Source organism: Variovorax sp. UMC13, from assembly GCF_014170375.1.
In the GTDB taxonomy this organism is placed as follows: Bacteria; Pseudomonadota; Gammaproteobacteria; order Burkholderiales; family Burkholderiaceae_C; genus Variovorax.
In genome coordinates, this window is record NZ_LZZW01000018.1 from 272554 (window position 1) to 285316 (window position 12763).

The following is a 12763-nucleotide window of genomic DNA, read 5'->3' on the forward strand; positions in this document are numbered from 1 at the left end:
CCGCGGCCCGCCGGGGCCGCCGTGCATCGGCTCGCGCTATGGCACGATCGCCCGATGCCAGAACCTTCTCGACGCGTCCCCTACCGCAGCTGGCCGGGCGCGCTCCTCGTCGTGCTTGCCATCGGTCTCTACGTCGGCGGCCTGGGCTACTGGGACCGCCACACGCCCGGTGCCCAGCCCCTGCCCAGCGGCGAGACCGTCGAGGTCGGCCAGGCCCGCTTCGTGCCGGTCGAAGGATGGGAGATGGACATCGCCCGCTCGCGGGCCGGCCGTTCGCTGATGCTGTTCAAGGGCGGCCACCGCTTCCTGGTGACGACGCTGCCCTGGGCCGGCGGGCCCGAGGGGCCGATGGCGCGGCAGCAGCGGCTCATGGAACTGGGACAGGGCCTGCGCCTGGAAGGCGACGTGGCCGACTTCGTCACCTCCTGGGGCCTGCAGGGCGTGACCTTCGCCTATGACGGGCCCAACCTGTCGGGCCGCTTCTGGCAGATGGTCGACCTGCAGCGGCGCTCGCTGGTGCAGGTCAATTTCTACGGCAGCAACGACGGCCTCAACGAAGCCTTGGCCGAGGCGCGCCGCATGCTGGACTCGATGGACCTGGAGGCCTCGATTTGAGTGCGCCGCTGTTCGACCCGGACGCCAATCCCTGGCCCGTGGGCACCGACTCCTTCTTCCAGCCGCGCCGCGCCGCCTTCTGGGTGCTGGCCGTGCTGATCGTCAACGGGCTGTTCTACACGGTCCAGACGTTCGCGATGGGCTTTCGCGTGGTGCCGGTCACGGCCTTGCTGGGCTCGCTGGTGTGGGGGCTCTACACCCTCGCATTCTTCCTCGTGTTCCGCACGCTGGACCTGCTCGAGCAGCATCCGCCCGAGGCCTACCTGCTGGCCTTCGCCTGGGGCGGCCTGGGCGCGGTCTACTTCGCAGCGCCGGCCAACATCGCGATCCAGAGCCTGTGCGCGAAGCTGGTCTCGCCGGAGTTCGCGGCGGTATGGGGCGCCGCGGTCGCGGGGCCGATTACCGAGGAGTTCCTCAAGCTCGCGGGCGTGATCCTGCTCGTGCTGGTGGCGCGCAACCAGTTCCAGACCTACCTGTCGGTGCTGATCGTCGGCGCGATGGCGGGGCTGGGGTTTCAGGTGGTGGAGAACCTGAGCTACACGATCAACGCCTCGATCTCCTTTCCGCTCGAGAACCAGGTCTCGCCGGTGCTGGTCAACCTGCTCACGCGCGGGCTGCTGAGCGGGCTGTGGAGCCACGCGGCCTACACCACCATCGCATCCTTCGGCATCGCCTGGTTCCTATTGCATCCCGAGCGGCCGATGGTTGCCAGGCTGGGCGTCGCGCTGTTGTGCTTCGCGCTGGCCTGGGGCATGCACTTCGCATGGAACTCGCCGCTGCTGGAGAACGTGCTCAACGACGGCTACGGCGAGATGGCGATCCTGCTGGCGATCAAGGGCATCCCGGCGATGCTGGCGGCAGCCCTGTTCTGGCGCGTGGCGGCGCAGGAGAACGGGGCCTACCTGCATTCGCTCGCCAGCTGGTTCGTGCCCGAGCGCGAGCTGATCCGCGACGACGAGTGGGTGCGCCTGGGCGCGCCGCTGCAGCGCTACCGGATCCGCCGCGAGACGGGCCGCGACTTCGGGCTGCGCGCCCGGCTCACGCGGGCCCGCCTGCAGCGCGAGCAGCTGCGGCTGATTCGCAAGGCGGCGGTCTACGGACGCGGCGCGCAGACGTTGCGGCACGAGGTGGCGATCCGGCGCCTGCGCCTGCGGCTGGCCCTGCTGACGCAGCCGCAGGCGTCCGCGGTCGCCTGAGTTCCAGCCGTTCGGCGAGCGTTCAGGCGGCCGGGGCTCTCGCGGGCTTCTTCGTCGACTGGATCGCATCGAAGAAGGCGCTCACCATGCGCGCCCCGCGCCGCTCCCGCAGGCACAGCAGGTGCGCATAGGTGAAGATCTTCGCATCGCTGATCGCGATCAGGTGCAGGCCCGGCCCGGGCACGAACTCGACCGTCGACACCGCCGCGATGCCCACGCCCTCGAGCACCGCTTCGCGGATCACCTCGCGGCTGCCGATCTCCATCACGACCTTGGGCTTCACGCCCGCCGACTGCAAGGCCAGCTCGAGCGCCTTGCGCGTGGTCGAGCCCTGCTCGCGCACCACCATGCGCTCGTCCTGCAGCTCGCGCAGCTTGATGCTGCGCCGTTTGGCGAACGGGTGTGCGCTGGACGCGAAGATGGCCACGGGCTGCTTGCTGAAAGGCACCGACAGGAAGCGGTCGTCCTGCACCAGCTGGGCCAGCACGCCGACGTCGGCCCGGTAGTCGAGCAGGCGGTCGAGCACGTCGCGTGAGTTGCCGGTGCTCACGCTGACCTTGATGTCGGGGTAGTGCAGGTTGAAGTCGGCCAGCATCTTGGTCACGTGGTACGGGCCCACGGCCGCCACCCGCAACTCGCCCGAGCGCAGTTCACCCGAGTCCTTGAGCAGGCTCACCGCGTCGGCTTCCAGCGTGAAGATCTGCTGCGCGAGCTGCAGCAGCTGCTCGCCGAACTGCGTGAGCTTTACGCGCTTGCCGCTGCGGTGGAACAGCTCGACGCTGTAGCTCTCCTCCAGGAAGCGCACCTGCGTGGTGATGGTCGGCTGGCTCACGTGCAGGTGCGCGGCCGCCTTGGTGAAGCTGCCGGTCTTGGCCACCGCATGGAACGAACGCAGCTGTGTCAGACGCATGGGGGAGGCCCTCCGGATGTATTCAGAAATTCTATAGAAGACGAGAAATCTTTGAATTTGTCGAGAGGCTTGGGTGATGATTTACTGCCCCCAGAGCGCGACGACCGTCACCAGAACGGCGAGCGGCATCTGTGCTTCAGGCCATCGGCGTTCCGGCGGCCCGATGGCGACGGGGCGGGCACTTTCGCCAACAGCGGAAGGACGCTCATGCATCCATAACTGACAGGAGACAAGACCATGATGAATCGAAGAAATCTGGTGTTCGGCGCGGCCGCCGCGGTGGCCGGCGGCATCGTTCTGCCGGCCCGCGCGCAGCAGCAGGTGCTGACCGTCGGGCTGATCCCCTCGGAAGACTCGCGCGCCATGATTGCCAACAGCCAGAAGATGATGGACATGCTGTCCAACGCGCTGGGCATGCCGGTCAAGCCCTTCGTGGCGGCCGACTACAACGGCGTGATCGAGGCGCTGCGTTCCAAGCGGCTCGACGTCGCCTACCTGGGCCCGTTCTCCTACGTGCTGGGGGCCAGCATCGCGAGCATCGAGGCCTTCGCGGTGGCCGAGACCAAGAAGGCCGGGCGCACCTCCTACTACAGCCAGATCGTGGCCCACAAGGACAGTGGCATCCGGAAGGTCGCCGACCTCAAGGGCAAGACCTTCGCCTTCGTCGATCCCACCTCCACTTCGGGCCACCTGTTCCCGAAGGCCGGGCTGATCAAGGCCGGCTTCAATCCCGACAAGGATTTCGGCCGCGTGATCTTCTCGGGCTCGCACGATTCCAGCGCCATCGCCGTGCAGAACAAGAAGATCGAGGCCGCCGCCATCGCCGACCGGATCCTCGACGCCGCCATCGCCAAGGGGCTGGCCAAGCGCGAGGACCTGGTCGAGGTCTGGCGCTCCGACCCGATCCCGGAATCGCCCACCGTGTGGCGGCGTGACCTCTCGCCCGATCTCAAGAAGCGGGTGCAGGCCGCGTTTCTCGAGGTCAAGGACATCCCGTGGTCGGACCAGGGCCTGCTCAACGGCTTCCACCCGACCAACGATGCGGCCTACAACATCATCCGCGAGACGGCCAAGATCCTGAATCTCGATCTCAAGGAGATGAAATGATCGAGATCCGCAACCTCAGCAAGCGCTACGGCGACTTCGTGGCACTCCACGACGTCAGCATGACCGCCAAGAAGGGCGAGTTCGTGGTGATCCTCGGCGCCTCCGGTGCCGGCAAGTCGACGCTGCTGCGCTGCATCAACCACCTGGCCGACCCGAGCGCGGGCGAGATCCGCGTCGACGGCGAGCTGTCGCGCGGCGACCGTGCCGGGCTGCGCAAGGTCCGGCGCGACGTGGCGATGATCTTCCAGCACTACAACGTGGTGCCGCGGCTGTCGGTGCTCAAGAACGTGCTGACCGGCCGGCTCGGCTCGATGCCGGCGGTGCTGTCGTGGTTCCAGTGGTTCCCGAAGGCGGACATCGACGTGGCGCGCGAATGCCTGCGCCGCGTCGAGATGGCCCACAAGGCCGACGAGCGCACCGACACGCTGTCGGGCGGCCAGAAGCAGCGCGTGGGCATCGCGCGCGCGCTGGCCCAGCGCCCCAAGGTGATCCTGGCCGACGAGCCGGTGGCCAGCCTCGACCCCAAGACCTCGCGCAAGGTGCTGCGCTACCTGCAGCAGGCCAGCGTGGAGTCGGGCATCACCGTGATCTGCAACCTGCACCAGGTCGACTACGCGCGCGAATTCGGCCAGCGCGTGATCGGCGTGGCGGCCGGCCGCATCGTGTTCGAGGGCCGGCCCGACGAACTCACCGAAGAGGTGCTGCAGCGCATCTATCCGGGCGGCATGGAAGAGGCCGGGCCCGAGAAGGCGGGTGAAACCGCCGCCACCGCGGCCCTGGCATCGGCCGCATCGTCGGCCCCCGTCGCCCATCACCTCGCCCTGGAGCAATCATGATCAGCATCGGACGCTACAACCTGCTCGTGGCCCGCAGCAGCGGCAACGAGGGCTGGTGGAAATACGCGGGTGCCGTGGTGACCGGCTTCGCCGTGCTCTGGTGGGCCGCGCTCGGCAGCCAGGTGAGCTTCGGCGAACTGGTCAAGGGCATGCCGTGGATCGCCGACTTCCTCGGGCGCATGGTACCGCCCAACTGGGAGTTCATGCAGAGCCTGGTCAAGCCTGCGATCGAGACGGTGCAGATCGCCATCTGGGGCACGCTGCTGGCCATCGTGCTCGCGGTGCCGGTGTGCTTCCTGGCGGCGCGCAACATCTCGCCCAACCTCGCGGTGTTCCACCTGATGCGGCAGGTGCTCAACATCGCCCGCGGCATCAACGAGATCATCCTGGCGCTGATCTTCGTGGCGGCAGTGGGCCTGGGCCCGTTCCCCGGCGTGCTGGCCCTGGCGCTGCATGGCGCCGGCATGCTGGGCAAGTTCTTCGCCGAGTCGATCGAGGACATCGACCAGGGTCCGATCGAGGCCCTGCGTTCGACCGGTGCCGGGCCGATCCAGATCATCATCTTCGGCGTGCTGCCGCAGGTCGTGACCGCCTGGATCGCCGTGGTGCTCTACCGCTTCGAGACCAACCTGCGCCAGGCCACCGTGCTCGGCATGGTGGGCGCGGGCGGCATCGGCTTCGAATTGGTGGGCAGCATGAAACTGTTCCAGTACCGCGACACCGCGACCTGCATCCTGGTGATCGTGGCCATGGTCATGGCCGCCGACTACATCTCCAGCAAGTTGCGCGCATGGATTCAACAAGGGGCACGTTAATGAAATCGGATAACTTCACGCTCTCGGTCAACGGCCGCGACTACGGCAAGCCGGCCCAGCCGGTGGTGGTGGTCTGCGTCGACGGCTGCGAGCCCGACTACATCACCCAGGCGATCCAGGCCGGTGTCGCGCCCTTCATGGCCCGGCTGCTGGACAAGGGGGCATCGCTGCTCGGCGACTGCGTGGTGCCCAGCTTCACCAACCCGAACAACCTGTCGATCGTCACCGGCGCGCCGCCCTCGGTGCACGGCATCTGCGGCAACTTCTTCCTCGACACCGCGCTCGGCAAGGAAGTGATGATGAACGACCCGGCCTACCTGCGGGCCGGCACCATCCTGGCGGCCTTTTCCGATGCCGGCGCCAGCGTGGCCGTCGTCACCGCCAAGGACAAGCTGCGCACCTTGCTGGGCCACGGCATGCACGGCATCTGCTTCTCGGCCGAGAAGGCCGACCAGGCCACGCTCGCCAACGGCGGCATCGACGATGTGCTGGAACTGGTGGGCCGGCCCGTGCCCTCGGTCTACAGCGCCGAGCTGAGCGAGTTCGTGTTCGCCGCCGGCGTGCGGCTCATGGAAACGCGGCGGCCCGACCTGATGTACCTCTCGACCACCGACTACGTACAGCACAAGTGCGCCCCCGGCACCGAAGGCGCCAACGCCTTCTACGCGATGATGGACGGCTACCTCGCGCAGCTCGACGCGCTGGGCGCCGTGATCGCCATCACCGCCGACCACGGCATGAGCCCCAAGACCGATGCCGCGGGCCAGCCGCGCATCGTGTTCCTGCAGGAGGTGCTCGACGGCCTCGACGGTGGCCGCGCCAACCGCGTGATCCTGCCGATCACCGACCCCTACGTCGTGCACCATGGCGCGCTCGGCTCCTTCGCCACCGTCTACCTGGCGCCCGGTGTCGACCGCGCCGCCACGGCCCGGGCGCTGCGCGGCGTGGTCGGCATCGAAGGGGTGCTGACGCGCGAGGAGGCGGCCGAGCGCTTCGAGCTGCCGCCGGACCGCATCGGCGACCTGGTGGTGGTGTCGGACCACCTGACCGTGCTGGGCACGCGCGCGGCCGAGCACGACCTGAGCGGCCTGACCGTGCCGCTGCGCTCGCACGGCGGCGTGTCGGAGCAGAAGGTGCCGCTGCTGTTCAACCGCCGGCTGCAGGGCGTCGATGCCACGCGCCGCCTGCGCAACTTCGACGTGTTCGACCTCGCGCTGAACCACGCGGTGCGCGTCCCCGCCTAGGAATCCGCATGAACGCCCATTACTTCAACCCCGTGCACAGCGTGTACGGGGCAGGGGCCCTGTCGTCCCTGCCGGAACTGCTCGACGGCCGCCGCGCCGCGGTGGTCACCTTCCCCGAGGCGCGCGCACTGGGCCTGGTGGCGCGGCTCGAGGCCGTGCTCGGCGACCGGCTGGCCTGCGTGATCGACTGCATCTCGCCCAACCCCGACGTGCAGGAGCTGTCTCAGACCTACGAGGACTTCTGGCGCACCTGCGCCGAGGTCGAGGTGATCGTGGCCGTCGGTGGCGGCAGCGCCATCGACACCGCCAAGGCGCTGATGGTGGCCGACGAGAGCGGCCGCTTCGATGCGCTGGTGAGCGGACTGGCCGGCGAGAAGCCCTTCACGCCGACGCGCTTCAAGCGCCTGATCGCGGTGCCGACCACGGCCGGCACCGGCAGCGAGGTGACGCCCTGGGCCACCATCTGGGACCGGGCGCGGCAGAAGAAGCATTCGCTGCACCTGCCGCAGACCTGGCCCGAATACGCGGTGATCGACCCCGAGCTGATGCTCTCGCTGCCAGCCTCGGTCACGCTGCAGAGCGGGCTCGATGCGCTGTCGCATGCGCTGGAGTCGATCTGGAACGTCAACGCCAACCCGCTCTCCGACACCATGGCCTGTTCGGCGGTGCACGAGATCCTGGCGGTGCTGCCGGCGCTGATGCAGCAGCCGCAGGACCTGGGCCTGCGCGGACGCATGGCACTGGCCGCGCTGCAGGCCGGCATGGCCTTCTCCAACACCAAGACCGCGCTCGCGCATTCCATCTCCTACGAGATGACGCTGCGCTACGGCCTGCCGCACGGCATCGCCTGCTCCTTCTCGCTGCCGATGGTCCTGCGCAGCGCGATCGGCCAGCGGGCCGACCGCGACGCGGTGCTGGAGCGCGCGCTGGGCGCGCCGCTGGCCGAGGCGCCCGAACGTCTGGAACGCTTCATCGAGGGCCTGGGCGTCAAGACGCGCTTCGGCGACTACGGCGTCTCGGCGCAGGAAGCCCGGGCCATGGTGCTGCATGCGCAAGGCGGCGCACGCGGCAAGAACTTCATCGGTCGCCCCACCCCCACGGAGACACTCACATGAACGCACGACTGCCCTTGAAGGACAGCCCGGATTTCCGCGCCGAGACCCTGCGCATCGGCGGCGAGCGCGTGGCGCGCGAACGCACCCTGGACGTGGTCAACCCGTTCACCCGCGAGCGGGTCGGCACGGTGCCGCTCGCCAGCCTGGACGACGTGCGCCACGCCTACCGCATCGCGCATGCGTTCCGCCCGCGGCTCTCGCGCTACGAGCGCTCGGCCATCCTGCAGCGCGCGTCGGTGATCCTGCGCGAGCGTGCCCACGAGGCCTCGCGGCTGATCACGCTGGAGTCGGGCCTGTGCGTGAAGGACTCGATGTACGAAATCGGCCGCGTGGCCGACGTGCTGGTGTTCGGCGCCAACGAGGCGCTGCGCGACGACGGGCAGGTGTTCTCCTGCGACCTCACGCCGCACGGCAAGCGGCGCAAGGTCATCACGATGCGTGAGCCGCTGCAGGGCGTGATCACCGCGATCACGCCGTTCAACCACCCGATGAACCAGGTCGCGCACAAGGTGGTGCCCAGCATCGCGACCAATAACCGCATGGTGCTCAAGCCGTCGGAGAAGGTGCCGCTGTCGGCCTATTTCCTGGCCGACGTGCTCTACGAGGCGGGCCTGCCGCCCGAGATGTTCCAGGTGCTCACCGGCGACCCGCGCGAGATCGCCGACGAGATGCTGACCAACGCGCAGGTCGACCTGATCACCTTCACCGGCGGCGTGCCGATCGGCAAGTACATCGCGAACAAGGCCGGCTACCGCCGCATCGTGCTCGAGCTCGGCGGCAACGACCCGCTGATCGTGATGGAGGACGCCGACCTCGAACGCGCGTCCGACCTTGCGGTGCAGGGCTCGTACAAGAACTCGGGCCAGCGCTGCACCGCGATCAAGCGGATGCTGGTGCAGGCCTCGGTGGCCGAGCGCTTCACCGAGCTGGTGGTCGAGAAGACGCTGCGCTGGAAGCACGGCGACCCCAGCGACCCGTCGATGGACATGGGCACGGTGATCGACGAACAGGCGGCCCGCCATTTCGAGGCGCTCGTCGACGAGGCCGTGGCGCAGGGCGCGCGCGTGCTCGCCGGCCACCGGCGCGAGGGCGCCCTGTACGCACCGACCGTGCTCGACCGGGTGCGGCCCGAGATGACGCTGGTGCGCGAGGAGACCTTCGGGCCGGTGTCGCCGATCCTGACCTTCCGCGACATCGACGAGGCCATCGCGATCTCGAACGGCACGGCCTACGGCCTGTCCTCGGGCATCTGCACCGACCGCATGGACCATGCGACGCGCTTCGCGCAGGAGCTGAACGTGGGCACGGTGAACGTCTGGGAGGTGCCCGGCTACCGGATCGAACTCACGCCCTTCGGCGGCATCAAGGACTCGGGCCTGGGCTACAAGGAGGGCGTGCAGGAAGCGATGAAGTCCTTCTGCAACGGCAAGACCTTCACGATGCCCTGGTGAGGCGACATCGTCGATGGCGAAGGCCGGGGCGCAAGGCGCTCCCAGCCTTTTTCCATGCGCTCAGATCTTGATCCCGTTCTTCTGGATCAGCTGGCCGAAGTACTCGTGGTCCCGCTTCATGGCGCGCTCGAAATCGGGCGCATCGAGGTAGGCCAGGCCCAGGTTGAGCTTGGCCAGGCTGTCCTTGAAGCCCTGCTCCTCGACGGCCTGTCGCGCGGTGGCGCGCAGCATGTCGATCACGGGCCTGGGCGTGCCCCTGGGCGCGGCCAGCCCGCGCCAGGTGCCCAGCGCCAGGTCGATCCTGCGTTCCTTGAAGGTCGGCACGTTGCCGAAGGCCGGGATGCGTTGGTCGGCCATGATGCCCAGCATCTTGAGCTTGCCGCCCAGCACATGCGTGCCGACCTCGGCCGGGCTCACGTCGAGCGCGTCGATGTGGCCGCCGAGCAGCGCGATCACGGCCGGCGCGGCGCCGGAGTAGGGCACGTGGTTGAACTTCACGCCGGCCTGGTCCTCGAGCCCGATGGCCGAGAGGTGGTAGACCGAGCCGGTGCCCGCATTGCCGAGCTTGACCTCGCCGGGCTGCTTGCGGGCCGCGGCCAGGAACTCCTCGAGCGTGTTCCACGGCGCGTCGGCGCGCACGGTGATCGCGGCCGGGTCGGCATTGAGGCGCGCGATCGGCTCGAATTTCGTGTAGTCGAACTTGGCCAGGCCCAGGTTGGGCAGCGTCGTGACCTCGGCGATCACCATGCACAGCTTGTAGCCGTCGGCGCGGCTGGCCAGCACGTCGTTCATGCCGATCGCGCCGCTGGCGCCGGGGCGGTTGTTGACCACGATGGGCTGCGGGAAGAGCTTGCGGGTCGCTTCGGCGAAGGCGCGCGCCAGCGCATCGGTGCCGCCGCCCGCGGAAGCCGGCACCACGAGTTCGACCGGCTTGCCCGGGTAGGTCTCGGCCAGCACCGGCCAGGACAGGGGCAGGGCGGCGGCGCCCATGCATTGCAGCAGGCGGCGTCGGCGCCGGTCGTGCGGCTCTGCTCCGGCGATCGATGCCGTGGCGTGGGGGGCTGGGTTGTTGGCGCTCATGTTTGTCTCGTGCTGTTGTTTTGGATGGAGAGGGCTGGGGAAAAGAGGGCCGTGCGCGCAGTGGCGTCAGGCGAAATTCCGTCGGTAGGTGTCCTCGAGCAACTTCGTGGCGGCCCTGGCCGCGGCCTCGGGCTTGCGTTGCTCGATCGCGCGGAAGATGGCGGCGTGCATCGCCATCGAGTGGCCCATGCCGCCGAATTCCTCGAAGGTCTTGGGCACGCTGACCTCCAGCGCCGCGCGGATCACCGAGGCCACCGGCATCAGGAAGCGGTTGTGGGCCGCGGCGATCACCTGCAGGTGGAAGTCGATGTCGGCCTCCATGGCGCGCTGCGCACCCAGGCGCTCGTCGCCCATGGCCTGCAGCGCCGTGCCGATCCGCGCCAGGTCCTCGGGCGTCGCGCGCGCCGCCGCGAGCCGGGCGGCCATCGGTTCGATGGCCAGACGGATCTCGAACAGCTCCTGCGCCAGCGCGCCCGGTGCACCGGTCTCGCCATGCCAGGCCATCACCGTCGGGTCGAGCGTGTTCCAGTGCGCCCGCGCACGCACCCGCGTGCCGATGCGCTGCTTGGCTTCGATGAAGCCGTTGCTGGCCAGCACCGCCAGGGCTTCGCGCAGCGTGGTGCGGCTGACCTGCAGTTCGGCCAGCAGCTCGAGTTCCTTGGGCAGGGTGTCGCCGGGCTGGAGTTCGCCCTGCAGGATGCGGCGCCCGATCCGGCCCGCAATCTGTGCCGGCAGGCCGCGCTCCAGCTCGCGGGGGCCGTCGTCGCCCGGGAGCTTCATGCGGCAGCCGATCGCCGGTCGACCAGCGGGCCGAGCGCCGCGGCGAAGCGCGCCACCATCGCCTCGCCAGCGGCCACGGGCTGCTGCGCGGGCGCACGGTCGTGGGTCGCGATGCCCGCGCGCGCGCCGAACAGGCGCTTGCCGTAGCAGAGGAAATTCTCGATGCCCTGCATGACGAAGACCACCGCCGGCAGCATGGCCTGGTAGGCGCGTTCGGCGGCAGGCTCGTCGCCGCGGCGAAAGGCTTCGTAGGCCGCGACCGCATGGTCGATGCAATCGGGCGCGAGGATCATGCCGCGGCAGCCGGCACGCAGGTTGTCGATCAGCTCCAACCCCCCGCGTCCGTTGAAGACGGGCACGCGGCCTGCGGTCCGCTCGATCAGTCCGGCGATCTCGACCACCGAGCCTTCGCCCTTGAGCAGCCGGATGTTCGGATGCTGCGTCACCAGGTCCCGGATCTCGTCCGCACTGAGCCCGCGCCCGAATAAGGCGGGCGCATTCTGGATCGCCACGGGAAGGCTGGTCGCGTCGGCGATGCGGCCGAAGAAGCGGATGTACTCCGAGGCCGCGAACGCGCCCGCCGCGGGCGGCTGCAGGATCACCCAGTCGGCGCCGACCGATTCGGCGTGGCGCACCTGCGAGAGCTGCTCCGCCACCGAGGACCCGAAGATGGTGAGGGCCAGCGGCACGGCACCGGCCGTGTCCTCGGCGACCCAGTCCATCACCGTGCGGCGTTCGCTCTCCGTCAGCTTCGCCACCTCGGTCGCGAGCCCCAGCGCCGCCATGCCATGCACGCCGCAGGCCAGGCAGGCCTGGACCTGGCGCCGCATGGCCGCCCGGTCGAGCTTCTCGTCGGCGTCGTAGAGCGCATAGAGGATGGCGTGGATGCCGTGAAAGCTGTCGGGGGGGAATTTCGGCATGGGTGGGCCCGGGTTGTGCAGGTCAACGTAACTGAGAATAAATAATATTATCGGAGTTATTTGAATTGGGCAAAGGGGGGAAGATGTCGAGGTGTCGGAGGTGACCGTGGCCGGGAGGGGGGTGGTCAGATGGGCCCTTCCAGCGCGTGTCCAAACCGCCGCTGGGCGCGGACGCTACCTCGGTACGGGTCCCCATCCGATCTCCTGCTCGATCAGCCGCGCGACCTGCCGCGCCGACATCTCGAGCCGCTTGAGCGCCTTCCGGTCCAGCGAAGGGGTCGGCTCGAAGCTGAGGCAGCACAGCGTTCCATACAGTTGGCCGGTCTTGAGCCGCACCGGCACCGCCATGTAGGCGCCGATCGGAATGGGCGACTTGGGCACGTCGTGCGTCTGCGCGAGTGCCGCCATCGACGGGATCAGCGCTGGAAGGCGCCCGTCGAGGACCCGCTGGCAGAAGCTCTCCAGCGGCGTCTGCGTGAGGCCCTGCATTTTGTCGTAGGGCGCCTTGGCATCGACCCATCGGAAGTGGATGTGGTCGTCGAGATACTGCGTCACGAAGGCGATGTCCATCGCCAGTTCGGTCCGCATGAGGCGCAGGACCTCCGCGATGCCTGCATGAAGGAAGTCGGTGCCGTCGGCGGTCAGTCGGGCCAGGCGTCTCCGAGGAGCATGGGTCATGCGCGGCCCCGGTGCG

General features: G+C 68.8%; 13 protein-coding genes. 8 read left to right on the top strand and 5 right to left on the bottom strand.

What is annotated here, in order from left to right; translation table 11 throughout:
- Positions 1 to 54 precede the first annotated feature (54 nt).
- Together A9977_RS16025 and A9977_RS16030 are read left to right on the top strand one after the other, a co-directional pair.
- A complete protein-coding gene (locus tag A9977_RS16025; protein WP_183025848.1) occupies positions 55 to 615 on the top strand; it encodes a hypothetical protein in 561 nt (186 codons plus the stop codon).
- Entirely contained in the window at positions 612 to 1811 is a 1200-nt protein-coding gene (locus A9977_RS16030) for a PrsW family intramembrane metalloprotease (RefSeq protein WP_183025849.1), read from the top strand. The genes A9977_RS16025 and A9977_RS16030 overlap by 4 nt, the downstream gene beginning before the upstream one ends.
- A 22-nt stretch (positions 1812 to 1833) precedes the next feature.
- On the opposite strand, the gene A9977_RS16035 is transcribed toward A9977_RS16030, so the two are convergent.
- On the bottom strand, positions 1834 to 2721 hold the full coding sequence (locus A9977_RS16035; protein WP_183025850.1) for a LysR substrate-binding domain-containing protein: 888 nt from the start codon (positions 2719 to 2721) through the stop codon (positions 1834 to 1836).
- 240 nt (positions 2722 to 2961) lie between these two features.
- Between A9977_RS16035 and phnD the strand changes: the two genes are divergently transcribed.
- From phnD to phnY, 6 genes are read left to right on the top strand one after another with little or no spacing between them, the layout of a single operon-like run.
- The gene (gene phnD / locus A9977_RS16040) at positions 2962 to 3828 is read left to right on the top strand and encodes a phosphonate ABC transporter substrate-binding protein (RefSeq protein ID WP_183026010.1); all 867 of its coding nucleotides are present in this window, start codon (positions 2962 to 2964) and stop codon (positions 3826 to 3828) included.
- Entirely contained in the window at positions 3825 to 4664 is an 840-nt protein-coding gene (phnC, locus tag A9977_RS16045; protein ID WP_183025851.1) for a phosphonate ABC transporter ATP-binding protein, read from the top strand. The genes phnD and phnC overlap by 4 nt, the downstream gene beginning before the upstream one ends.
- Entirely contained in the window at positions 4661 to 5479 is an 819-nt protein-coding gene (gene phnE / locus A9977_RS16050; protein WP_183025852.1) for a phosphonate ABC transporter, permease protein PhnE, read from the top strand. Before phnC ends, phnE begins: the two co-directional genes overlap by 4 nt.
- Positions 5479 to 6723: a phosphonoacetate hydrolase gene (gene phnA, locus A9977_RS16055; RefSeq protein ID WP_183025853.1), complete on the top strand. Its 1245-nt coding sequence runs from the start codon at positions 5479 to 5481 to the stop codon at positions 6721 to 6723. The genes phnE and phnA overlap by 1 nt, the downstream gene beginning before the upstream one ends.
- An 8-nt stretch (positions 6724 to 6731) precedes the next feature.
- Complete coding sequence (gene psrA / locus A9977_RS16060) at positions 6732 to 7838, top strand: iron-containing alcohol dehydrogenase PsrA (RefSeq protein WP_183025854.1); 1107 nt, start codon at positions 6732 to 6734, stop codon at positions 7836 to 7838.
- Positions 7835 to 9289: a phosphonoacetaldehyde dehydrogenase gene (gene phnY, locus A9977_RS16065; protein ID WP_183025855.1), complete on the top strand. Its 1455-nt coding sequence runs from the start codon at positions 7835 to 7837 to the stop codon at positions 9287 to 9289. The genes psrA and phnY overlap by 4 nt, the downstream gene beginning before the upstream one ends.
- 60 nt (positions 9290 to 9349) lie before the next feature.
- Here phnY and A9977_RS16070 read toward each other — a convergent pair whose 3' ends face one another.
- The 4 genes from A9977_RS16070 to A9977_RS16085 all read right to left on the bottom strand — a co-directional run bounded on the left by A9977_RS16070 (position 9350) and on the right by A9977_RS16085 (position 12747).
- Positions 9350 to 10369, bottom strand: a complete 1020-nt coding sequence (locus A9977_RS16070) for a tripartite tricarboxylate transporter substrate binding protein (protein ID WP_259651989.1) — start codon at positions 10367 to 10369, stop codon at positions 9350 to 9352.
- Positions 10370 to 10435: 66 nt separating this feature from the next.
- Positions 10436 to 11149 carry a FadR/GntR family transcriptional regulator gene (locus A9977_RS16075; RefSeq protein WP_183025856.1) on the bottom strand — a complete coding sequence of 238 codons (714 nt, stop codon included), beginning with the start codon at positions 11147 to 11149 and terminating at the stop codon, positions 10436 to 10438.
- A complete protein-coding gene (locus A9977_RS16080; protein WP_183025857.1) occupies positions 11146 to 12069 on the bottom strand; it encodes a dihydrodipicolinate synthase family protein in 924 nt (307 codons plus the stop codon). Before A9977_RS16080 ends, A9977_RS16075 begins: the two co-directional genes overlap by 4 nt.
- Before the next feature lie 174 nt (positions 12070 to 12243).
- On the bottom strand, positions 12244 to 12747 hold the full coding sequence (locus A9977_RS16085) for a GAF domain-containing protein (protein WP_183025858.1): 504 nt from the start codon (positions 12745 to 12747) through the stop codon (positions 12244 to 12246).
- Positions 12748 to 12763 lie beyond the last annotated feature (16 nt).